Origin of the sequence: Deinococcus wulumuqiensis R12 (assembly GCF_011067105.1) — a bacterium.
Taxonomy (GTDB): Bacteria; Deinococcota; Deinococci; order Deinococcales; family Deinococcaceae; genus Deinococcus; species Deinococcus wulumuqiensis.
The window spans coordinates 2,295,001-2,317,310 of sequence record NZ_CP049357.1; the positions used below are offsets into that span (position 1 = coordinate 2,295,001).

Consider the following 22,310-nt stretch of genomic DNA (forward strand, 5'->3'; position numbering starts at 1 on the left):
GGTAAGAAGGTGCCCCGCTGCCCCTAACTTTCCGGCCAGGGTGCAGTTCAGACTTACATGCCCGGCAGTCCGTCCCTTTGTCCTTCTCTGCTTCCCAGCTTTGCCAGTCCCATTCGGCAAGTCCTGCCAGTCAGATTCCATCGTGTTTCCAATACGATTCAATCGGAATCCATGTCAGCCATTCACGACGGAGGGACGCCGAGGGGCCACACGCGCTGTAGGCACGGCCGGGGGGCTACAATCAGGGAGCTATGGCGGACATTAAAGTTCCTGTTTTTTCCGAATCGGTCAGTGAGGGCACGCTGCTGACCTGGCACAAGAAACCCGGCGAGGCGGTCAAGCGCGGTGAGGTGCTGGCCGAGATCGAGACCGACAAGGTCGTGCTGGAAGTCACGGCGCAGCAAGACGGCGTGCTCCAGACGGTCGCCAAGAACGAGGGCGACACCGTGCTGAGCGAAGAAGTGCTGGGCACGATGGGCGAAGGCGGCGCGGCGGCTGCTCCCGCTGCGGCCCAGGACCAAGCCAGCGGCCCCGTGGCGAACGAAGCCTCGGCGGGCGGCACGGCCCAGCAGCCCGACAGCGCGGGCATCCAGCCTGCCGCTCAGGGTGGCGAGCGCCGCGAGGACCTTTCGCCCGCCGTGCGCAAGATCGTCGAGGAAAAGGGCCTGGACGTTTCGCAACTTCCGGCCACCGGTCCCAAGAACAACATCACCAAGGCCGACGCGATGGGTGCCACGGCTCCCGCTCCTGCCGCGCAGCCCGCAGCACCGGCGGCCAAGTCGCCCATCGTGCTGCCTGCGGGTGCCCGTCCCGAAGAGCGCGTGCCGATGACCCGCATCCGCTCGCGTATTGCCGAGCGCCTGAAGGAAGTGCAGAACACCGCTGCGCTGCTGACCACCTTCAACGAAGTGAACATGCAGCCCGCGATGGACCTGCGCAAGAAGTACCAGGACCAGTTCGTCAAGAAGCACGGCGTCAAGCTCGGCTTCATGAGCCTGTTCGTGCGGGCCGCCACCGAAGCCCTGAAAGCCTTCCCCGTCGTCAACGCCAGCGTGGACGGCAAGGACATCATCTACCACGGCTTCTACGACATCGGTATCGCCGTGGCCTCCGAGCGCGGTCTGGTCGTGCCGATTCTGCGTGACACCGACCAGATGAGCCTCGCGGACATCGAAAAGGCCATCGCCGGGTACGCCGACAAGGCCCGCAGCGGCAAGCTGACCATGGAAGACATGGCGGGCGGTACCTTCTCGATCACCAACGGCGGCACCTTCGGCTCCATGATGAGCACCCCCATCATCAACGCGCCCCAGAGCGCCATTCTGGGCATGCACAACATCATCGAGCGCCCGATTGCTCAGAACGGTCAGGTCGTGATTGCCCCGATGATGTACCTCGCGCTGAGCTACGACCACCGCATCATTGACGGCAAGGAAGCCGTGCAGTTCCTGGTCACCATCAAGAACCTGCTGGAAGATCCGGCCCGCATGCTGCTCGACCTGTAATCCGTTTCAACCTGCTTCTGACAAGCGAGCGGCTGGCCCCCCACGGGCTGGTCGCTTTCTTTTTGTCGCGTCAGGGGCCTGTGAGACCGCCGGGGTTACCCTGCGACCATGAGTTTGCAGGGGCGACTGGGCGGCGTGACCGCTGGACTGGACCTGAGCGGCGAGTGGGACGGTCAGGCTTTTCGCGGGCACATCGGCGGTTATGTCGATGGACAGGACGTTCTTATCACGGCGGGACAGGGCGGCATTGCCGGGCGCGTGGGCGGCTACACACAGGGCTTCGACTTGGCGGCGCACATTGAAGACCGCAGCCTCGTCGTGCGGCTGGGCGGCTATACCGACGGGGTAGACACACGGCTGAGCTTCGGTCAGGACGGAGCGGAGGGGCGCTACGGGTCGTTCACGGCGGGGCAGGACGTCAAACTGCGGCACTACGGTGGAGAAGTACGGGGCCGCTTCGGGGGCGTCAGCGAGGGCATGGATTTCCGTCTGGATCTGGGCAACGTGCCGCTGCCGCTGGGTGCCCTGCTGGCGGTCTGTGCCTTCCGGGTCTGGCAATTGCGGACAGGGTAAGCCGGGGAGTTAAACAGCGGAAGGCGGGTCAGAAGCGGTTGGCCTATGCTGCCGGGCATGACTGCCACACCGGGCCTGAAACTCCTGCTGATCGTTCCCCACCCCGACGACGAAGTGTACGGAGCCGCCGGAACCCTCATGGAATACATCGCGGCGGGCGAGTCCTGCGGGCTGGTGACGCTGACCCGGGGAGAGGCTGGGCGCACCCTGGGCCTGTGCAACGGCCCCGACGAACTGATGCGGATGCGCGAGGTAGAACTGGCCGCCTGCCTGGAGGTCATCCGCCTGACGACCACGCCGGGGAGTCTGCATGAGCAGCACCAGTTTCCCGACAAGTACCTGAAGGACCACCCGTTTGAGGAACTGGTCGAAACGGCCCGCGAAGCGATGGAGAGGCTGCGGCCCGAAACCGTGCTGACCTTCCCGCCCAACGGCAGCAACGGCCACCCTGACCATGTCACCACCCACCGCGCCGTCAAAGCTGCCTGGGACAGCCTGCCCCCGGCAGAGCGCCCGGTGCTGTGGTACTACGCCAGCGCCACTGCGCCCGAAAACGAGCAGCTCCGCGCCGAGTGGTTGCCGCCCAACATTGAGCGTGACGTATCCGCCTTCGTGACCCGCAAGCTTCAAGCCATCGCCTGTCACCGCTCGCAGGCACTCTCGACGGTGGACTTTATTCGCAAGTACCCGGAGCGCATCACCAGCGAAACGTTCTATCAGTTGCCAAGCTGAGTGCAAGTTCATACACTGAAGCGCATAAAATTGAGCTAGGCAGAGGTCATGTTCGCAGGAGCGTGCACCCAATGCGTATAATCTTGCCATGACGAAGGCTGTCCGTTCGAGCAAGAAACCCGCCCAGGCCGCGCCGAAGACCCGCGCCAAGACGGCCCAGATTCAGTTGCACACCGCCGAAACCCTGCCCCGGCCCGTTCTGGCAGGGCGCGACTTTCTGAGCAATCTGGACATGACGCCCGCCGAACTGCGCGTGGTGCTGGACACCGCCCACAGCATGAAGGCGGGCGAGTGGCGCGAGGTCAAGCCGCTCGCGGGCCTGTCGCTGGCGCTGGTGTTTGAAAAGGCCAGTCTGCGAACGCGCACCACCTTCGACGTGGGCATGTACCAGCTTGGCGGGCACGCCATTACGCTGTCCAACGCCGAAATCGGGCTGGGCACCCGTGAACGCGTTTCCGACGTGGCCCGCAACCTGGAACGCTGGGTGGACGGTGTGATGGGCCGCGTCTACCTTCAGCAGACGCTGGTGGAACTCGCGCAGCATGCCTCTATTCCAGTTATCAACGGCCTGTCGGACATGCTGCACCCGGCGCAACTGCTCGCCGATTACCAGACCATCGAAGAAGAATTCGGACAGAATCTGGCGGGCAAGCGGGTCGTGTACATCGGGGACGGCAACAACCTCGCCAACAGCCACATTCACATGGGCATCCTGACCGGAACCGACGTGACGGTGGTGACGCCCGTGGGCTACGAACCGAACGCGGGCGTGCTGATGGACGCGGTCAAAGCGGGCGTAACCATCAGCCTCACCAACGACCTCGCCGCCGTGCAGGGCGCAGACGTGCTGTACACCGACGTGTGGATTTCGATGGGCCAGGAAGCCGAGGCCGACATTCGTCGCCGGGCCTTCCGGGGCTATCAGGTGACGCCCGAAATGCTGGACACCATTGCCCCAGACGGCATTTTCCTGCACTGCCTGCCCGCCCACTACGGCGAGGAAACCGTGCCCGAAGCCACCGAGCACCCCAAGAGCCGCGTCTTCGACCAGGCTGAAAACCGCCTGCACGCGCAAAAGGCACTGCTCTACCACGTCATGGGCGCGATGAAGCCGAGGTGGTAGGTCGCTTTCGAATGTCAGGAATGGGTAGAATGACATCAGGAGGATATTTGTCATGACCGCATCTGTCAAAGTTGGCAAAGCCTTTCGTATCGTTCTGCCACCGGAATTTCGTGAATTGCATGGACTTCAGGAAGGCGAGAGTCTCAGCGTGGAAATGCAGGATGGTCGGTTGACACTTGTGCCTCTGCGTGAAAAGCAGCAGACCATTCAGGCCAGATACAAGGGCCGTTTTCCAGGCATGTTGGAGGAGTTGCTGACCGAACGCCGCGCCGAGGCTGCGGGTGAGTGAACCGAAAGTCGTTTTGGATACCAGCGCCGTGATTGCCTACCTGAACGGCGAACCGGGTAGTGAAAGGGTCAGCTCTCATTTGTCTGGCGCACTCCTGAGTAGTGTCAACCTCTGTGAGATTGTCAGCAAATACGCGGACTGGGGTGAGGATGCCGAGCAGGTTTTGAGCGATGTGGAGGGGCTGGAAGTCGAGATTGTCCTCTTCTCGCCTGCCCAAGCCTTGTTCGCTGCCCAGTTACGCCCCGCCACTCGCTCCCTGGGCCTGAGTCTGGGTGACCGCGCCTGCCTCGCGCTGGGGCTGGAATGTGACGCCATCGTCCTGACCGCAGACAAAGCCTGGGCTGAACTGGAGAAGCCGCACAGAATCGAGGTGCTGCGTTGACCGACGAACGGCTCGACCTCGTGAACGAGCGCGACGAAGTGGTGGGCCAGGTTTCCCGCGCTGACCCGGCCCTGCGCTGGCGCGACGTGCGGGTGGTGAACGCCTTTATCCGAAACAGTCGCGGCGAACTGTGGATACCGCGCCGCAGCCCGCACAAAAGCCTGTACCCGAACGCGTTGGACGTAAGCGTGGGCGGGGCCGTGCAGAGCGGCGAGAGCTACCTGCAGGCCTTCGCCCGCGAGACTGCCGAGGAAGTGGGCCTGAATCTGGAGGCCGTGGACTGGCGCGAACTCGCTGCCTTTTCGCCGTACCAGACGGGCCTGAGCAGCTTCATGCGCGTCTACGAAATTCGCAGCGACGTGACGCCTGCCTACAACCCGCAGGACTTTTCGGGCGGCGAGTGGCTGACGCCGGGGCAGGTGCTGGCGCGAATTGCAGCCGGGGAAGCGGCGAAAGGCGATTTGGCGGAGCTGGTGCGGCGGTGTTATGGAGGACAACCATGACCAAACCCAAAATCTTTATCGACGGCGAGGCCGGGACCACGGGCCTGCAAATCCGCCAGCGCCTCAGCGGGCGCAGCGACCTCGAACTGCTCAGCATTGACCCGGCGCGGCGCAAAGACCCGGCAGCGCGGGCCGAACTGCTCAACGCTGCCGACATTTCCATCCTGTGCCTGCACGACGACGCGGCGCGGGAGGCGGTGCAGCTCACCACCAACCCCACGTCACGCCTGCTGGACGCCAGCACCGCCCACCGGGTCAACCCCGAGTGGGTCTTCGGTTTTCCCGAACTAAGCGCCGAGCAACCCGAAAAAATCCGTCAGGCGCGGTATGTCGCCAACCCCGGCTGCTACAGCACGGGCGCGATTGCGCTGCTGGCTCCGCTGACCCAGGCTGGCCTGCTGCCCACCGACTTTCCGGTTCACATTCAGGGCTACAGCGGGTACACGGGCGGCGGGCGGGCGCTGGTCGAGGCCCATGAAAAGGGTGAAGACCACCCCATGCGCGGCGCGTTCCTGAGTTACGGGCTGGGGCTGGCGCACAAGCACCTTCCCGAAACCATGCGTTACGGTGGCCTGACGCGCACGCCCATCTTCACGCCGAACGTGGGCGGCTGGGCGCAGGGCATGACCGTCACCATTCCGCTGCATCTGAGGGAGCTGGGCGTCAGTGCCGAGGGGTTGCACGCCACCCTGAAGGCACACTACGCGGGGCAAGAGTACGTCAAGGTGTTTGAGATGGCCGAGAATCCCGAAATCCTCGACCCGCAGACGCTGAACGGCACCAACAATCTGGAACTGTTCGTGTACCCGGCGGCGGACGGCGAACGCGCTCTGCTGGCGGCGCGACTGGACAACCTGGGCAAAGGCGCCAGCGGCGCGGCGGTGCAGAACCTGGAGCTGATGCTCGGCCTATCCTGACCCATGCTTCCCGCGCCCCGTTTCGACCGTGACACGCAGCTTTGCATGAGCCTCGCCGCCCGGCCCGGCAACTTCGGCACGCGCTTTCACAACTACCTGTACGAACTGCTGGGCCTGAACTATGTCTATAAGGCGTTCACCACGCAGGATTTGGCGGGGGCCATCGGAGGTGTCCGGGCGCTGGGCATTCGTGGTTGCGCGGTGAGTATGCCGTTCAAGGAAGCCGTGATTCCGCTGCTGGACGAACTGATGCCCTCGGCGGCGGCGATACGGTCGGTCAACACCATCGTCAACGACGGCGGCTTTTTGCGGGCCTACAACACCGATTACGAGGCCATTCGTCTGCTGATTGGGGAGAAAGGACTCGACCCGTCCTGGCGCGTGAGCGTGCGCGGCAGCGGCGGCATGGGCAAGGCGGTGGCGCAGGCGCTGCGGGACGCGGGCTTTGAAAACGGCGTGCTGGTCGCCCGCAACGAGGCGGCGGGGCGCGAACTGGCCGAGCGTCTGGGGTGGCGCTGGACACCACAGCCCGAAGCTGCCGACCTGCTGGTCAACGTGACGCCCATCGGCATGGCGGGCGGGCCGGAGGCGCACGACCTCAGCTTTGCGCCGGAACTGATTGAGCAGGCCCGCGCCGTGTTCGACGTGGTGGCCCTGCCCGCCGAAACGCCCTTGATTGCCGAGGCGTGGCGGCAGGGCAAGCCCGTCGTGACCGGGGACGAAGTCGCGGCGCTTCAGGCGCTGGAGCAGTTCGTGCTCTACACGGGCGTGCGGCCCACGCCGGAGCAAGTGCAGGCGGCGGCGGCCTGGGCACGGCAGGGGTAACGCGGGACGGCGGGCCTACAGCAAGGCCACGTCCACCCGCTCTCCCGCCGCGACGCTCTGTCCTTCGGGCACGATGACCAGGGCGTCCGCGTCACTCAGAGAGCGCAGCACGCCGCTGCCCTGGCGGGGGTACTCGCGCACCTCGTCCCCAGTCAGGACGCCGCGCCAGAACGCCGTCTTGTCAGGCAGTGAGGCAAAAGGAGTGGCCGCCGTCACCTGCCGGGTCGGGAGCGCCTCGCCAGTCAGGACCGGGCGCACGATGACCTGAAACACGACGAGGCTGCTCACCGGATTGCCCGGCAGCCCGAACACCGGCAGCCCCCCCCAGCGCCCACAAAGCGCCGGGCCACCGGGCCGCATCCGCACCTTCCAGAACGCGACCTCGCCTTCTTCCAGCAACAGGTCACGCATGAAGTCGTAGCGCCCCATGCTGACGCCGCCGCTGGTGAGCAGCAGGTCGGCCCCGCCCGCCGCGTTCAGGCGCTCGCGCAGGGCAGCGGGCGAGTCGGGCGCGTGGCCCAGGTCGAGCACTTCGCAGCCCGCCTCACGCAGCAGCGCCGCCAGGCCGACGCGGTTGGAGTCGTAGACCTGCCCCGGCAGCAGCGGTTGCCCCGGTTCGACCACCTCGTCGCCGGTCGAGAGCAGCGCGACCCGCCAGTGCCGCACCGGGACCTGCGCGTGCCCCAGCGCCGCCGCCAGCGCGAGGCGGGCCGGGGTCAGCCGCAGCCCGGCAGCCATCACCGTTTCGCCTGCATGAAAGTCCCCTCCTTCCGGGCGCACGTCACCGGGTCGGGCGGGGCGCAGCAGCCGCACCACGTTTCCTTCTTCGCGCAGCTGCTCGACGGGACAGATGGCGTCGGTGCCCGCAGGCAGCGGAGCGCCGGTGTAGATGCGGACGCATTCACCGGCCCGCACCTCGCCCACGAACGGCGCCCCGGCGCGGCTTTCTCCCACCACGCGCAGGGACACCGGCGCCGACGCCGCGCCCAGGGTGTCGGCTTCCCGGCAGGCGACGCCGTCCAACGCGCTTTCGGTGGCCGAGGGATGACTCACGAGCGCGGGCAGGTCGGCCCCCAGCGTCCAGCCGAGGGCGTCTCGCAGCGCCAGGGCCGTGACCGGTGGCGCGGGCAGCAGGCCAGCGAACAGCGCCCGCGCCTGCTCGACCGAAACATGCATGGAAAAGGTGGGGGCGGTCATGGGGGCAGGATAGGGCGCCCCGCGTGTGTTCCTGCCCCGCACAAGGCGAGGAACAGAAGCGGGGCGGGGGGAGGAAAGAGGGCGAAACCTCTCTCCCCTCTTCCCTCCCCCCTCCTCACCCACCTTCAGCCCTGCATTACACCGGACTCGGCGCGGCGGGCGGCGGTGGGGTTTCGTCCTCTTCCTCCGGGGGCAGGTCGTGGTACGAGAGGGGCGAGTTGATGAGCGGCTTGAAGTCGCGGTCACGCACGAAGTCCCAGCGGCGGCGGCCCAGCAGCGACAGCACGATGCCGGCCACGCCGATGCTGAGCAGCAGCAGCATGAACTTGAGGTACTGGCCCTCGTAGGCGCCGGAAATGGCGTGGCGCAGGGCGTTGACGCTCTGGGTCACGGGAATCCAGCGGTGGATGTGCTGGAAAAAGGCAGGCGAGAGTTCCACCGGGTAGCTGCCGCCCGACGCCGCGAGTTGCAGCACGAGCAAAATCAGCGCGAACAGGCGCCCGGCGGCCCCGAACAGGAAAATCAGGCCCATCACCAGCGTCAGAAACACGAGGCTGGACGTGACCGCCGTGGCCGTGACCTGCAACGGGTGGAGGTAGTCCACGCCCAGCAGCTGCACGCCCCAGACCACCAGCAGCGCCTGAACGACCACCAGCACCGCCGGTTGCAGTCCCTTGCGCACCACCCGCGCCAGTTGCGAGGTGCGGTGGGCGCTGCGGGCGAGTTGCTGGTAGGGGAAAATGAAGGTGCTGAGCGTGGCCCCCACCCACAGGCTCAGGGCCATGAAGTACGGCGCGAACGCCGCCCCATTGTTCTCGACGGGCGCGAACTTGCGGGTGACGGGCTGCACGCTCGCACTCAGGCCCTCGGGGTCGCCGCCGAGTTCCTCGGTCTTTTTCGGCAGCTTGCTGTACAGCTCGCGCAGACCGTCGCGCAATTTGACCGCGCCGTCGTCCACTTCGGCGCTGCCGTCGGCCAGTTTCCGTGCGCCGCTGCGCAGCTCGCCCAGTCCGCCCGCGAGTTCATCCGACTTCCCGGCCAGGGTGCTGGCCCCGCCGGAGAGCTGGTCGAGGTCGCTCTGGGCGGGCAACTTCTGCGTGATTTGCCCCAGCGCCGACTTGATTTTGAGGTTGCCTTCGACGAGCTGGTCCACGCCGCCCTGAAGCGACCCGGCACCCTCGCTGAGCGTCCGTGCGCCCTGCGCGGCTTCCCCGGTCTTTTCGGCCAGCGTGGCCGAGCCGTCCTGAAGCTGCGCGGTCCCGGCAGCCAGTTGCGCCGACCCCGCCGAGAGTTGCTGAGCACCTTTCACGGCGGCGGCACTTCCCTGCTGCGCCTGTTCCAGACCCGTTGCCAGCGTGGCCGAACCACTCGCGAGCTGTTCCGTCCCGGCAGCGAGCTGGGCCGACCCCGCCGAGAGTTGCTGAGCACCTTTCACGGCGGCGACGCTTCCCTGCTGCGCCTGTTTCAGACCCGTTGCCAGCGTGGCCGAACCACTCGCGAGCTGTTCCGTCCCGGCGGCGAGTTGGGCCGACCCCGCCGAAAGCTGCTGAGCGCCCTTCACGGCGGCGGCGCTGCCTTGCTCGGCTTCCTTCAGCTTGCCCGACAGCGTGCTTGCCCCCTCCGAGAGTTGCGCGGTTCCGGCAGCCAGCTTCTCGGCACCTTCTCCCAGTTGCTGAGCGCCCTTCACGGCGGCGGCGCTGCCTTGCTCGGCTTCCTTCAGCTTTCCCGACAGCGTGCTTGCCCCTTCCGAGAGTTGCGCGGTTCCGGCGGCCAGCTTCTCGGCACCCTCTCCCAGTTGCTGAGCGCCCTTCACGGCGGCGGCGCTGCCCTGCTCGGCCTCCTTCAGCTTGCCCGACAGCGTGCTTGCCCCTTCCGAGAGCTGCGCGGTTCCGGCGGCCAGCTTCTCGGCACCCTCTCCCAGTTGCTGCGCGCCCTTCACGGCGGCGGCGCTGCCCTGCTCGGCCTCCTTCAGCTTGCCCGACAGCGTGCTTGCCCCTTCCGAAAGTTGGGCGGTTCCGGCGGCCAGCTTCTCGGCACCCTCTCCCAGTTGCTGCGCACCTGTGACGGCCCTGCCCGCGCCCGCTTCGAGTTGAGGCAGAGCGTTGCTGAGGCTGTTGGTGCCGCTGTGGACCTCCATCGCTCCCCGGTTGACCTTCGCCACGCTGTCCTTGAGCGCCCCGGGCAGCAGAGGCTGGTTTTTCACCGCGTCGTTGAGTTGCAGCGTGCCGGTCGCCAGTTCAGCGGCCCCCGTGTTGAGCTGTTCGGCCCCCGCACTTGCCTGCCGCAGGCCACTCTGGAGCTGAGGAAGCTGCGCGGCCAGTTGCTTGTTTCCGACTGCCACCTGCTGGGCACCCTCGTTCGCACTTTTCGCACCGGTGGCGAGCTTGTCCGCGCCCTCGGAAAGCTGACCCAGGCCGCTTTGGAGCTGGGGAAGCTGCGCGGCCAGTTGCTTGTTCCCCGCCGCCACCTGCCGGGCACCCTCGTTCGCACTTTTCGCACCTGCTGAGAGCTTGTCCGCCCCATCCGACAGTTGACCTAAGCCGCTCTGGAGCTGGGGAAGCTGCGCGGCCAGTTGCTTGTTCCCCGCCGCCACCTGCTGAGCACCTTCGTTCGCACTTTTCGCGCCGGACGCGAGTTTTCCTGCACCGTCCGACAGTTGGCCCAGGCCGCTTTGAAGCTGGGGAAGCTGCGTAGCGAGCTGCTTGTTCCCCGCCGCCACTTGCTGGGCACCGTCGTTTGCACTTTTCGCGCCGGACGCGAGTTTTTCTGCCCCGTCCGACAGCTGACCCAAGCCGCTTTGGAGCTGGGGAAGCTGCGCGGCCAGTTGCTTGTTCCCCGCCGCCACTTGCCGGGCACCCTCGTTCGCACTTTCCGCGCCGGACGCGAGTTTTTCTGCCCCGTCCGACAGTTGACCTAAGCCGCTCTGGAGCTGGGGAAGCTGCGCGGCGAGCTGCTTGTTCCCCGTCGCCACCTGCTGGGCGCCCTCGTTCGCGCTTTTCGCACCGGTGGCGAGCTTGTCCGCGCCCTCGGAAAGCTGGGTCAGGCCGCTTTGAAGCTGGGGAAGCTGCGTAGCGAGCTGCTTGTTCCCTGCCGCCACCTGCTGGGCGCCCTCGTTCGCGCTTTTCGCACCGGTGGCGAGCTTGTCCGCGCCCTCGGAAAGCTGGGTCAGGCCGCTGGACAGGCGGTCGGTGCCGCTGCGGAGCTGGGCCGCGCCGCTGCGCAGGGGGGCGAGCTGGGCTTCGCCCGGTGCGGCGGCCTCCAGTTGCCGCAGACCGTCCGAAAGCTGGGCCGTGCCACCCGTCAGGCGCCCCACGCCGTCCGAGAGGGTGCCCGCGCCGTCGGCGAGCTGGCGGCTGCCGTCGGCGGCGCGGGCTGCTCCGTCCGCGAGGTCACCCGCGCCGTCACGCAGCTTGGCGGTGCCTTCTTCGAGGTCGGTGGCCCCGTCGCGCAGTTTGCGGGTGGCGGTGCGGATATCGGCAAAGCCCTGCTGCACGTCGGCGAGCGACTCCTGCACGACTTCCCAGCGGTTTTCGCCGAGCGAGCGGTTCAGTTCGCCCGAGAGCGTGTCGGCAAAGCTGGACGCCACGCGGGTGGCGAAATAACTGCTGCCCTCCGAGACATAGAACTTGAGCAGGCCGTGCTGGGCACTGTCGCCCCCGATGGCCCGGCGGCTGAAATCGCGGGGAATGGTCAGGTTGAAGTAGATGTCGCCCCGGCGCACGGCGGCCTCGGCCTCAGCCTCGGTCGCGTAGCGCACGTAGTTGAACTTGGGGTCGTCCAGCAGCTTGTCCACCGTTTCCCGGCCCAGGTCGTAGGCCTTACCGCGCTCGGTGGTGCCCCGGTCGAGGTTGACGATACCCACCGGCAACTGCTCCAGGCTGCCGTAAGGGTCGATGGTGCTGCCCAGGTAGATGGTCGAGTACAGCGTGGGCACGACAGCGATGGCCGCCGACGCCAGCCACATCATCGGGTGGCGCCACAGGCTGCGCTCGGGGGGGGTCAGGGTTTGAAAATCACGAAGGAAAGACATTTAGACTCCTCGGGGCGCCCGGCGCCCGGACAGGAAAACCGCCAGATCAGGGAAGTGACGCACCGTCACCGCCGAGAACCCATTATTCTCTTTCACCCTACGTACCGTCAAGTGACGCATCGTTATGTCTGGTGTTAGACTGTGGACATGACCGCTCTCCCCCGTCGCCTGAGCGCCCCGGAGCGGCGCCAGCAGATTCTGGACATGGCCGCCTCTCTCTTTGTCGAGCGGGGCTTCGAGAGCGTGACGGTGGCCGACCTCGCCCACGAACTTCAGACCTCGCGCCCGACCATCTACAGCTACTTTCCGTCCACCGAGGCGATTCTCGACGAACTGCTCGGGCAGCGGCTCTCCGGGCTGCTTTCCCGCCTCGACCCCCTGCTGCGCGACCTCAGCCCCGACTCACCCCCCAGCAACGCCGCCGAGGTGGTGTTCCGCTTTCTGCTGGGCGAGGCCGACACCCTGCGCCTGCTGCACAGCGGCGGGGTGCCCACCTTTCAGGCGCGGCGGCACGCTTTTCTCAGTCAGCTCGGTGAGCGCCTGACCCTTTCGCCCGAACTGCTGATTCGCCGCGAACCCGAGCTGCTGCTGCTGCTTACGACCCTGCTCGACAGCCTCGCGCTGCGGGCCGTGACCGACCCCAGCCTCGACGCCGACCGCCTCGCCCGCAGCCTCAACACCTTCGTGGTGGGCGGCGCACAGGCACTTCGCGGCGGCCACGGCAGCGGGAGCTGAACGCAGGGCGACGGCAGGGAAAGCGCCAGGAAGCGGGGGTGGGGTAGCCTTTTTGCAGGCTTTTTCCCCTCTTCCCCGTTTCTTGCCCGTTTTTCACGCAAGGAGTCCCACATGAAAACACTGTTCCTCGCCCCCACCCGCAACGGCGTCGGGCTGTCCAGCACGGCCCTGGGCCTGACCCGCGCCCTGGAGCGTCAGGGGCTGAAGGTCGCCTTTCTCAAGCCGATTGCCCAGACCTATGAGACCCGCACCGACGACAGCGTGCACTTTGCCCGCGCGGTGGCGCACCTGACCACGCCCGACCCGATTGCCCTGGGCCGCGCCGAGGAACTGCTCAGTCAGGGCGGCGAGGAAGACCTGATGGAGCAGGTCATCGCCCTGGCCCGTGAAGCGGCGGGGGAAAGCAGCGACGTGCTGGTGGCCGAAGGGCTGGCGCTGAACGAACGCAACGTGTACGCGGGCACCCTCAACGCGCGGCTGGCCCGCAACCTGGAAGCCGACACGGTTCTGGTGAGCAGCCTCGCCGGGGTCACCGCTGCCGAACTCGCCGACGAACTGGAAATCGCCGCGCAGAACTACCGCCGCAGCGACGGCTCGGGGCTGGCGGGCTTCGTGCTGAACTTCGCGCCGCGTGAACTGGATTTCGGCTCACTCATGGCCGAGTTGCGCTCGCGCAGCCGGGTGCTGGCCTCGGGCGAGTTGCCCCTGCTGGGGGTGGTGGCCCTCGACCCGGCGCTGCGGCAACTGCGCACGCTCGACGTGGCCCGCGCTCTGGGCGCCGAAATCGTCAACGAGGGCGAGGCGCAGACCCGGCGCGTGAGCAGCACGGTGGTCACCGCCCGCAGCGTGCCGCGCATGACCAACCTCTTTGCGCCCGGCGCCCTGATCGTGACCCCCGCCGACCGCGAGGACGTGATTATGGCGGCGGCGCTCTCGCACCTCAGCGGCACGCCGCTCGCCGGGCTGATGTACACCTCCGGCACCTCGCCCGAGGACAGCATCCAGAAGCTGTGCGAGGTGGCGCTGACCAGCAGCCTGCCGGTCCTGCGGGTGCCTGGCAACTCCTTCGAGACGGCTTCGCGCCTCGCCAGCCTCGACCCCCGTGTGCCGCACGACGACCCCCGGCGCATGGACCGCATGCTCGACTTCATCGCCGACCGCCTCGACACGGTGCCGCTCGGCGCCCGCCTGAAGCCCGTTGCAGCGGGCGAGCGCCGCCTGCCCCCCAGCGCCTTTCGCTACGAACTGATTCAGCGGGCGCGGGCGGCGAACAAGCGCATCGTGCTGCCCGAGGGCGACGAACCGCGCACCGTCAAGGCGGCCATCCGCTGCACCGAAAAGGGCATCGCCCGCTGCGTGCTGCTCGCCCCGCCCGAAAAGGTGCGCCGGGTGGCCGAGGGCCAGGGCCTCACGCTGCCCGATGGTCTGGAAATCATCGACCCCGACACGGTGCGTGGGCGCTACGTGGCCCCGATGGTCGAGCTGCGGAAGGCCAAGGGCCTGACCGCTCCGCAGGCCGAGGCGCAGCTCGAGGACACGGTGGTGCTGGGCACGATGATGCTCGCCCTGGGCGAGGTGGACGGGCTGGTTTCAGGGGCGGTGCACACGACCGCAAATACCGTGCGCCCCGCGCTGCAACTCATCAAGACCGCGCCCGGCGTGAGCCTGGTGAGCAGCGTGTTTTTCATGCTGATGCCCGAGCAGGTGCTGGTGTACGGGGACGCGGCCATCAACCCCAACCCGAACGCTCAGGAACTCGCCGACATCGCCATTCAGTCTGCCGACAGCGCCCGCGCCTTCGGGATTCCGGTGCGGGTCGCCATGCTCAGCTACTCCACCGGCGAGTCGGGCAGCGGCGAGGACGTGGAAAAGGTCAAGGAAGCGACCCGGCTGGTGCGCGAGCGCCGCCCCGACATCGTGGTGGACGGGCCGCTGCAATACGACGCCGCCAGCGTGCCCAGCGTGGGCCAGCAAAAGGCGCCGGGCAGCCCGGTGGCAGGCCGCGCCACCGTCTTTATTTTCCCCGACCTCAACACCGGCAACACCACCTACAAGGCGGTGCAGCGCAGTGCGGGCGTGGTCGCCGTGGGGCCGATGCTTCAGGGCCTGCGCAAGCCGGTCAACGACCTCTCACGCGGGGCACTGGTGGACGACATCGTGTACACCATCGCCCTGACCGCGATTCAGGCGACCCAGACCCGCGACGACGCCGCCGGTGACGCGGCGGACTGAACGCGCTGCACTGAACGCGCTGCACTGAACGCGGTGACCGGAACGCGGTGACCTGAACGTGCCGACCCCGCCGGGTCAGGGGCCGAAGGCGAAGGCGGGGAGCAACTCCGGATGGTGCTGCACCGCGTAGCCCCGGGTCAGCAGCCGCAGGTCGCCGGACCCCGCCGCGCCGCCTGTCAGCAGCAGCACGCCCGCCAGGGGACCGCCGCGCACCAGCGTGCCCGCGCCCTGCGCCGTCTGCACGGCCTGGGCCTGCTGCCCGGCGAGGTCGGCGGCGCTGAATTCGGGGCGCTGCACGGTCATCTGCCAACCTTTGGGGCGCTGCTCGCCGTCGTACTCGACGGTCACGGCCTGGGCGGCCAGCGGCGGACGGCTGCGCCACTCGACCCGGCGCAGCCCCGCCGTGCCCGGCACCTTGCCACGCTGGTCGGCCTGGGCGTCGTAGGAGCCGTTGGCGGTAAACAGCACGCGGGTGGTCAGGTCGCCCGTCTCTCCCGAGGGAGCGCGGCAGGCCGTGAGCAGGCCAGCGCCCAGCAGCAGGGCCGAAAGGACACGCTTCATGCGGGCATAGTAGTCCTCCGGCGCCCAGCAGCGGCAAGAGAAGGCAAAAACACCGACCCACACGGCAAAAGTGTCCTCATGTGTCTCAGGGGCGCGTGATACAATCCGCCGCGTGTGCCTGATGGAGCCGGACCCGGCTGATCCCGGAACGCGACGAAACCCCGGAACGCGGCCGGACGCCAGAATGCGAAAAGCCGCCTGGAAAGGCGGCGTCGCTGTGGGTGGTGCACTCGACTGGACTCGAACCAGTGGCCTTTGGCTCCGGAGGCCAACGCTCTATCCACCTGAGCTACGAGTGCAGAGCTGGGGTAAACTAGCATTTCGTTCCGGGTCATGCAAGGCGTCACGCCACACACGCATGGCCCGGACAGGCCGCACCACAGGCAACAGGGAGAACCAGTGAACAAGAAAAAAGCCGTCAATGGCCTGCTGATCGGGCTTTCGGTGCTGCTGGTGGCCGGCATGGCCTACCAGTTCACCCCCAACGTGGGCAGCCTCTTTAACCGTCAGGAAGGCACCCCGGTGATCCGGGTTAATGGCGACGCCGTCACTTCCGAACAGCTCGAGAGCGCCCGGCGCGGCAGCGCCCTGCTGGCCGACGAACCCGGCAGCGTGCTGTCCGACGACGCCAAGGTATATCTGGTGTCGCAGGCCATCGAGCGGCAGGCGATTCTCGGCAGCGTCAAGGACATCCAGGTCAGCCGCGCCGATGTCAACGCCGAGGTGCAGAAGGTCCGCGAGTCCAACCAGCTCACCGACAACAAGGCCTGGACCGACGCGCTGCAGAGCAACGGCCTGACCGACGCGGGCTTCCGCACCCAGGTCAGGCAGCAGCTCGCCTACCAGCGCAAGACCGACGAACTGCGCAAGGCCGTGCCCGCGCCCACCGACGCCGAGCTGCGGGCCTACTACGACCTGAACAAGACCAAGTACCAGGCCGAGCCGCAGATCGTGGGCCGCCAGATCGTGGTGAGCGACAAGGCCAAGGCCCAGGCGCTGCTCACCCAGGCACGGGGCGGAGCCGACTTTGCCGAGCTGGCGCGGGCAAACAGCACCGAGAATGGGGACCGGGGCGGAGCACTCGCGCCGCTCGACGGCACGCAGCCGCGCCCGGTGCTCAAGGCCGCGCTGCCGACCGCCGTGGGCGAAGCCGCTTTCGCGCTGACCAGTGGCGGCCTCACCGACGTGATCGAGTCGGGCGGCAAGTTCTACATCGTCAAGGTCGAGAAGTTCGTGCCGGGACAACCCAAGACCTTCGAGCAGGCCAAGACCGATCTGGTCGCCGCCGTGCGCCAGCAGAAGCAGGACGCTGCCCTCGAGCGCTGGGCCGACGAGCAGCGCAAGAACGCAAAGGTCGAGTACGTGGACCCCGCCTGGAAAATCGAGAACCCCACCGTGGCGAGCGTGGCCGGGCAGAACATCCCCTACTCGGACGTGGTCGCGCAGGTGATGAACAACCAGCAGATTGCCGGGCTGGTGGGCCAGTTGCCGCCCGAGCAGTTGCCTGAACTGCTCAACAAGACCTTCAAGCCGCAGGTCGTGCAGCAACTGATTCAGGGCTACGCCGCGCCCAACATCGCCCGCAAGCTGGGGCTGTCGCTCAGCGGCTCGCGCCAGGACATCGCCCAGCAGCTCGCCGCCTACGGAGCGCGGGACGTGAAGGTCAGCGATGCCGACGTGCAGGCGTACTACCGCCAGAACATCGCGCAGTACGAGGTGCCCGCCAGCGCCACCCTCGACGAGGCGAGCTTCAGGGACAAGAACCAGGCCGCCGCCTTCCGCACCGACTGGAACGGTCAGGGCGACTTCGTGGCCGCCGCGAGCAAGGCCGGAGGAACGGTCAGCGAGCGCGGACAGGTCAGCCCGGCCCCCGACCAGACGACCGGAGAGGTGCCGCCCCTGACGGCCGCCGCCTTCGGCCAGAACCTGCGCAGCGTGGGAGAGGGCAGCCTGACTCCTGTGGTGCAGGTCGGAGAGCGCTACTCGGTGGGCTACGTGCGTGACCTGGTGCGCCCGACCACCCGCCCCCTGAGCGAAGTGAGCGACGAAATCCGCCAGAACCTGCTGAGCAGCAAGCAGGCCGAAACCGGTCAGGCGTTCCTGGACAAGCAGGTCAGCGCCCTGAACCCCAAGGACAACCTCGAACAGGTGCTCGCGGCCCAGGCCAAGCGGGTCGCGGCTTCCGCGCCCAAAACCGAGACACCCAAGACCGAGACCCCGAACACCGGCACGACGGAGTCGCCCAAGACGACCACGACCGAATCGGCGCCCGCCACCGGGACGACCACCGAGGAAGCACCCGCCAAGCCCTGAACCAGACACCACGAAAACAAGCCGCCTTCTCAACGGGGCGGCTTGTTTTCGTGGTGGGGCGGTGTCATACGGATTCCGCTTAATTCCTGCACAGTCGGGCCTATACAGTTGGGAAGGCGCCGCCTGTGCATCCATATCGCAGAATCCGTATTTTTTCCTACTCGCATCCGCTCTGCTGCGCAGCTTTGCAAGTCGGATTGAATCTGAAACGACCAGATTCAATCGGAATCCGTATCAGAACGGCGCTTCTTCTTCCTGTGCAGGCTGCTGAGCGGGGGGCCGGGAGGCGGGACGGGCCGCCTGGGGCCGGGTTTGAGTGGGCTGGCCCTGCGGAGCCGGGCGTCCCTGACTGGCCGCCGCGCCGCCGGGCACCGCGTAGCGCTCCTGGCGCTTGCCGCCCCGGAAAATGGCGAGGCTGACATATTCGATGTCGCCGTCGGCCTTCTCGCGGACGTGCTGCGGGTCGCTGACCTTGGCGCCCCGGCTGTATTTGATGGCGGCAGGAAGCTTGAGTTTGCGGCTGTCCACCGCCTCCAGTTCGCGGCGGCGGTAGGCGTGGCCCCGGTGAATGACGAGTTCCTCGCCTTCCGGGCTTTTCCACTTGCGGGCACCGATCAGCGACCAGTCGAAGTCCGGCTCGTTTTCGATGGGAAACTGGTAGCCCCCGGACGGAATCTCGCCGCTGGTCCATCCCAGGCGACCATAGTGACGTTGCACGTCCAGCAGCCGACTCTCGTGCTCCACGCTCACCGTGACCCGCGCACCCAGGTCGGTCAGAAATTCAATCTGCAACATCTGCTTCCTCCTTACGTAAATAACGTAACACATCGCTGGAGCTTGTGCCACTGCCATTCCTTGCGGGGGCTGGACTGGAGAAACGGGGGGGGGCAGGTTTCAGAACCGCAGCAGCCCGAACAGTTTCCGCTCCGACTTGCGTTCCCGCTTCTGGGGGGGCGCGGAGTCCGGCAGCGTGGGCAGGGACGCCCGCCGCTGAAGGCCGCAGTGGACGCACTCTATGAGCGCAGGCCCCTTGGCGCTCATGCGGTGCAGGCAGTCCTGCGCCCGCTGGTAGGCGGCCAGCGCCAGGGCTTCGGCGTCCTGCGGGGTGGCCGCCGTCGCCGTGTAGAAGGGCTGCTTTTGCTCGTCGGCGCGGCCATCTTCGAACAGGACGAAGGTGTGGGTGTAGAGCGTGACCGCCCGGACGTCCTTGCCGTCGGCCTCAAGGCGGCGGAGGGTGCCTTTTCGCTGAGAGGCGCCGGTCCATTTCATGCGCCCACCAGAGCAAAGCCGCTCTCACAGGGTCATGACATCGGGTCAATCTTTAAGGTCGGGTGGCCTCAGCGCCGCCCCCCCGTGCGCGGCGGGGGCTTGCGAACCCCGGCATAGCGGTTTTTCTCGCGCCGCTTGTCCAGCGTGCTCATGCCGCCCTGCGCCGCGTTGCTCCCCGGCGCAGGGCGCTGAAACCGGCCCGGCACGAAGGTGTCCACGTTCAGGAACCGGGCGGCCGGAATGTAGAGCAGCAGCACGAACAGCAGGCTGCCCCACCAGGTGTTCAGGTAGGGACTGAGCGGGGTCAGGCTCAGCAGACTGCTCAGGAGGGTCGCCACCAGCACGAACAGAAACAGCCGCAGCGCCAGCCGCAACAGCTTGGAGCGGGTAAAGCCGGGGTGCGGGTCGGGCGTGGTCAGCCAGCGCCAGAAGTTCACTCGCCGCTCTCCTGGGTGCTCGCCGGGCGGCGTCCCGTCGCGCCCTGGGTCAGACGTGCGGCAAAGGTGTCCAGCTCGGGCCACTCCTCCTGACCGGCATCCAGGGTCAGGTGGAGTGCGGGCTTGTGGAGACGCCCGGCGACGCGGCTCAGTGCGTCCTGGGTCGCGCCGTCGCGGGCCGGGGCCACGAGCACCAGCCCCGCCACCGCGCCCTTGCCCGCCAGCAGCGAGGCGGCGCCGAACAGTTCACGCTCGCCTGCCGGAACCTTGTGGGCGTCCTCCAGACGCTCGGCGCGGCGCAGGGCGTCGGCATACGGCACTTCGTAGCTGAACACCGGGTGCAGGTCCAGCGCTTCGAGGGCCGGGCGCAGTCCCGACGCCAGCACCGGCTCCTGAAGCAGCGGACGCGGGCCGATGACCGCCACCGTCGTGCGCGAAGCCCGCGACAGGGCGGGCAGGTCAGCGCGGGCGGGCTGGGCCAGCGGGCGCACCCGTTCGAGCGCGAGGCGCACGCCGCCGGGGTTTTGCGACAGCCGCACTCCTACCCCCGCCGCCTGGGCTTCCAGCGCGTCCAGGTCACCGCCGCGCTCGGGGACGGCGATGAGGGTGGGCAGCCCGCTGATGCGCCGGGGCAGCAGCTCGCTCAGCGCCTCGCTCCAGGCGTCACCGGCCACGGCGGGCCACTCGGTCAGCAGCGCCGCGTCCACGCGCTCCAGCGCCAGAATCCGCCCCAGCACCAGTTGCACGGCGGGCGACTCGGCGGGCAGGCTCTGCGCCCCCAGCGCCAGCGCCTCGGCGTCGCTCAGGGCCGGGGTCTGGGTCGGCACGCCCAGTTCCTTGAGGTACGCCGCCCAGTAGGGCGAGAGCGGCGCGGCGGGGGAGTTCAGCAGTCCAACCTTCATTCTGGGCAGTGTACCGCCCCTGGTTTATCCTGCCGCGTGATGTCCGACGCTCTGGCCCCTGACGCCCTGATTCTGCCGCCCGCCCTGCGCCGGGTCTTGCCCGCCGCCCGCTGGGAACGGGTCACGGACGGCGAAAGCGGGGCCGGGGTGTGGCGCAGCACCCGCTTCGTGGTCAAGGTGCAGCCGCGCACGCTCTACCCGGCGTCCACCCTGCTTCAGGAGCGCGAGCGGCTGCGCTGGTTCGCGGGTCGGCTGCCGGTGCCGCAGGTCGTCGCCTACGAGGATGACGGGGCGCAGGAATACCTCGCCATGACGCGGCTGCCGGGCATTCCCATGAGCCACCCCGACGCCGCGCTGCACCCCGAACGCATGGTGAACCTGCTCGCCCGCGCCCTGCGCGAACTGCACGCCCTGCCGGTGCGCGAGTGCCCCTTCAACATGAGTCTGGGCGCCCGCCTGAAACTCGCCCGCGAACGGGTGGCGGCGGGCGCCGTGGACGAAAGCGACTTCGACGAGGAGCGCCAGGGGCACAGCGCCGTGAGCGTGTTCAACCGCTTGGCCCGCACTCGCCCGGCGCAGGAAGACCTGGTGGTCACACACGGGGACGCCTGCCTGCCCAACTTCATCGTGCAGGGGGAGTACGTGGAGGGACTGATCGACCTGGGCCGCGCCGGAATCGCCGACCGGCACACCGACCTGGCGCTGGCGTGGCGCAGCACCCGCCGCAACCTGGGCGCGGCCTACGCCGACATGCTGCTGGGCCTCTACGGACGCGAGCTGCTGGATGAGGGGAAGCTGGAGTATTACGCGTTGCTGGACGAGTTGTTTTAGGGGGAATGTAATTCAGTTATTTAAAAGATGATTTAATCCAGCATTTAATACTTCTGACTAGAATGGTTAATATGGAATCAAACAGTCTACTGAATCCTCTGCATCTAGCTAATCTCTTTACCGAATCTCGCCATCATTGAATCATCTAGTATTTCTCCAATAACTTCTCTTCGAAATACTCTTCCCAACTCCGCTCCTTCGTAGATAATTCCCTCTCTAACTCTGGAAGAATCGATGCGTCCTGAATAAATACCTAGGAACTTCACGTTCTGTGAGCCGTTGAATTCAACTTCACCGTAACTGTTTATATAGTTAGAATTAGACATCTGTATAACCGGAGAACCAGACATCGATGCTCGAGTAAGAGCATCAACCAAGAATATAGGACGCTCATCAAAATCTATATAGGGCTCAGTAGCTATAGTCCCCCTCTTCCAGATAGGAAACCAGGGTTTATGCCTGAAACCATTGGGGTAGCCTAGAATGAATACTTCGGAGGTTACTACAGTTTGTATATCCGCATAAAATACGTTTGGGTTAGCATTAATAGGATAGGTCGAAAACTCCGGTTCATAGAGGGGAGCATACAACAAAGGGATGGCAACTACATCTACCTTCCTCCCCTCAGGATGCTCAATCCATTGTTGCTTGCTATCAACTATAAGCGGGATAGTGTATATATAAGCGTCCTTAGATGGTCCAGCCGGTTGGGAGTAAACGCGAAGTTGATTTGGAACACCACCCGTCTTAGAAAGACAGCTTCCATCTTCTGCGTTCCTTCCCGAGACCACGTGCCAATTTGTAATGAGGTGCGGCGTTCCAAAGCCTGGCTTAAGCCAGTAGAAGGCAGTCGCGCTACTGAGCACTGTCTCATCGAAGAGAGCCTCCACGTACAGGGAGGCTAGGCTCATTGAGCTAGTAACTAGAAGGGGCATGGCTGAAGATAAGCTTATT

The 22,310-nt window shown here is 66.6% G+C and carries 21 protein-coding genes and 1 tRNA gene; 13 read left to right on the top strand and 9 right to left on the bottom strand.

Going from position 1 to position 22,310, the window contains the following annotated elements:
* The first annotated feature begins 251 nt into the window (after positions 1-251).
* The 9 genes from odhB (at position 252) to G6R31_RS11180 (ending at position 6,849) form a co-directional block, all read left to right on the top strand.
* Positions 252-1,505 carry a 2-oxoglutarate dehydrogenase complex dihydrolipoyllysine-residue succinyltransferase gene (odhB, locus tag G6R31_RS11140; RefSeq protein WP_017870753.1) on the top strand — a complete coding sequence of 418 codons (1,254 nt, stop codon included), beginning with the start codon at positions 252-254 and terminating at the stop codon, positions 1,503-1,505.
* Between the two features lie 108 nt (positions 1,506-1,613).
* Complete coding sequence (locus G6R31_RS11145; RefSeq protein ID WP_017870754.1) at positions 1,614-2,078, top strand: hypothetical protein; 465 nt, start codon at positions 1,614-1,616, stop codon at positions 2,076-2,078.
* Between the two features lie 45 nt (positions 2,079-2,123).
* Entirely contained in the window at positions 2,124-2,810 is a 687-nt protein-coding gene (locus G6R31_RS11150; protein WP_017870755.1) for a PIG-L deacetylase family protein, read from the top strand.
* An 88-nt stretch (positions 2,811-2,898) separates the two neighbouring features.
* Positions 2,899-3,933 (top strand): ornithine carbamoyltransferase, encoded by a 1,035-nt coding sequence (gene argF, locus G6R31_RS11155; RefSeq protein WP_017870756.1) that lies wholly within the window; start codon positions 2,899-2,901, stop codon positions 3,931-3,933.
* A 52-nt stretch (positions 3,934-3,985) separates the two neighbouring features.
* A complete protein-coding gene (locus G6R31_RS11160; RefSeq protein ID WP_017870757.1) occupies positions 3,986-4,222 on the top strand; it encodes an AbrB/MazE/SpoVT family DNA-binding domain-containing protein in 237 nt (78 codons plus the stop codon).
* Positions 4,215-4,604 (top strand): type II toxin-antitoxin system VapC family toxin, encoded by a 390-nt coding sequence (locus tag G6R31_RS11165; RefSeq protein ID WP_017870758.1) that lies wholly within the window; start codon positions 4,215-4,217, stop codon positions 4,602-4,604. Before G6R31_RS11160 ends, G6R31_RS11165 begins: the two co-directional genes overlap by 8 nt.
* Complete coding sequence (locus G6R31_RS11170) at positions 4,601-5,107, top strand: NUDIX hydrolase (protein ID WP_017870759.1); 507 nt, start codon at positions 4,601-4,603, stop codon at positions 5,105-5,107. Before G6R31_RS11165 ends, G6R31_RS11170 begins: the two co-directional genes overlap by 4 nt.
* Positions 5,104-6,024 carry an N-acetyl-gamma-glutamyl-phosphate reductase gene (gene argC, locus G6R31_RS11175; protein WP_017870760.1) on the top strand — a complete coding sequence of 307 codons (921 nt, stop codon included), beginning with the start codon at positions 5,104-5,106 and terminating at the stop codon, positions 6,022-6,024. Before G6R31_RS11170 ends, argC begins: the two co-directional genes overlap by 4 nt.
* Positions 6,025-6,027: 3 nt before the next feature.
* Positions 6,028-6,849 (top strand): shikimate 5-dehydrogenase, encoded by an 822-nt coding sequence (locus tag G6R31_RS11180; protein WP_017870761.1) that lies wholly within the window; start codon positions 6,028-6,030, stop codon positions 6,847-6,849.
* 15 nt (positions 6,850-6,864) lie between these two features.
* Here the strand turns inward: G6R31_RS11180 and G6R31_RS11185 are convergent, their stop codons facing one another.
* Positions 6,865-8,046 carry a molybdopterin molybdotransferase MoeA gene (locus G6R31_RS11185; RefSeq protein WP_017870762.1) on the bottom strand — a complete coding sequence of 394 codons (1,182 nt, stop codon included), beginning with the start codon at positions 8,044-8,046 and terminating at the stop codon, positions 6,865-6,867.
* 136 nt (positions 8,047-8,182) lie between these two features.
* A complete protein-coding gene (locus tag G6R31_RS11190) occupies positions 8,183-12,076 on the bottom strand; it encodes a YhgE/Pip family protein (RefSeq protein ID WP_017870763.1) in 3,894 nt (1,297 codons plus the stop codon).
* 147 nt (positions 12,077-12,223) lie between these two features.
* Here G6R31_RS11190 and G6R31_RS11195 point away from each other — a divergent pair, with 147 nt between their 5' ends.
* Complete coding sequence (locus G6R31_RS11195; RefSeq protein ID WP_017870764.1) at positions 12,224-12,811, top strand: TetR/AcrR family transcriptional regulator; 588 nt, start codon at positions 12,224-12,226, stop codon at positions 12,809-12,811.
* Between the two features lie 111 nt (positions 12,812-12,922).
* Positions 12,923-15,043, top strand: a complete 2,121-nt coding sequence (pta, locus tag G6R31_RS11200) for a phosphate acetyltransferase (RefSeq protein ID WP_017870765.1) — start codon at positions 12,923-12,925, stop codon at positions 15,041-15,043.
* Positions 15,044-15,118: 75 nt separating this feature from the next.
* Here the strand turns inward: pta and G6R31_RS11205 are convergent, their stop codons facing one another.
* Positions 15,119-15,604, bottom strand: a complete 486-nt coding sequence (locus G6R31_RS11205; protein WP_017870766.1) for a hypothetical protein — start codon at positions 15,602-15,604, stop codon at positions 15,119-15,121.
* A gap of 222 nt (positions 15,605-15,826) precedes the next feature.
* Positions 15,827-15,903: transfer RNA gene (locus G6R31_RS11210), tRNA-Arg, on the bottom strand.
* A gap of 100 nt (positions 15,904-16,003) precedes the next feature.
* On the opposite strand from G6R31_RS11210, the gene G6R31_RS11215 reads away from it, so the two are divergent.
* Positions 16,004-17,917, top strand: a complete 1,914-nt coding sequence (locus G6R31_RS11215) for a peptidylprolyl isomerase (RefSeq protein ID WP_017870767.1) — start codon at positions 16,004-16,006, stop codon at positions 17,915-17,917.
* Between the two features lie 234 nt (positions 17,918-18,151).
* Here the strand turns inward: G6R31_RS11215 and ddrB are convergent, their stop codons facing one another.
* From ddrB to G6R31_RS11235, 4 genes are all read right to left on the bottom strand, one after another.
* Positions 18,152-18,712 (bottom strand): single-stranded DNA-binding protein DdrB, encoded by a 561-nt coding sequence (gene ddrB / locus G6R31_RS11220; protein ID WP_017870768.1) that lies wholly within the window; start codon positions 18,710-18,712, stop codon positions 18,152-18,154.
* 99 nt (positions 18,713-18,811) lie between these two features.
* A complete protein-coding gene (locus tag G6R31_RS11225; protein ID WP_017870769.1) occupies positions 18,812-19,186 on the bottom strand; it encodes a hypothetical protein in 375 nt (124 codons plus the stop codon).
* Between the two features lie 68 nt (positions 19,187-19,254).
* Positions 19,255-19,623 carry a hypothetical protein gene (locus tag G6R31_RS11230; RefSeq protein ID WP_017870770.1) on the bottom strand — a complete coding sequence of 123 codons (369 nt, stop codon included), beginning with the start codon at positions 19,621-19,623 and terminating at the stop codon, positions 19,255-19,257.
* Positions 19,620-20,525 carry a hypothetical protein gene (locus tag G6R31_RS11235; protein WP_017870771.1) on the bottom strand — a complete coding sequence of 302 codons (906 nt, stop codon included), beginning with the start codon at positions 20,523-20,525 and terminating at the stop codon, positions 19,620-19,622. The genes G6R31_RS11230 and G6R31_RS11235 overlap by 4 nt, the downstream gene beginning before the upstream one ends.
* A 39-nt stretch (positions 20,526-20,564) precedes the next feature.
* Between G6R31_RS11235 and G6R31_RS11240 the strand changes: the two genes are divergently transcribed.
* On the top strand, positions 20,565-21,356 hold the full coding sequence (locus tag G6R31_RS11240; RefSeq protein ID WP_017870772.1) for an APH(3') family aminoglycoside O-phosphotransferase: 792 nt from the start codon (positions 20,565-20,567) through the stop codon (positions 21,354-21,356).
* 104 nt (positions 21,357-21,460) lie between these two features.
* On the opposite strand, the gene G6R31_RS11245 is transcribed toward G6R31_RS11240, so the two are convergent.
* On the bottom strand, positions 21,461-22,267 hold the full coding sequence (locus tag G6R31_RS11245; RefSeq protein WP_152423658.1) for a trypsin-like peptidase domain-containing protein: 807 nt from the start codon (positions 22,265-22,267) through the stop codon (positions 21,461-21,463).
* Positions 22,268-22,310 lie beyond the last annotated feature (43 nt).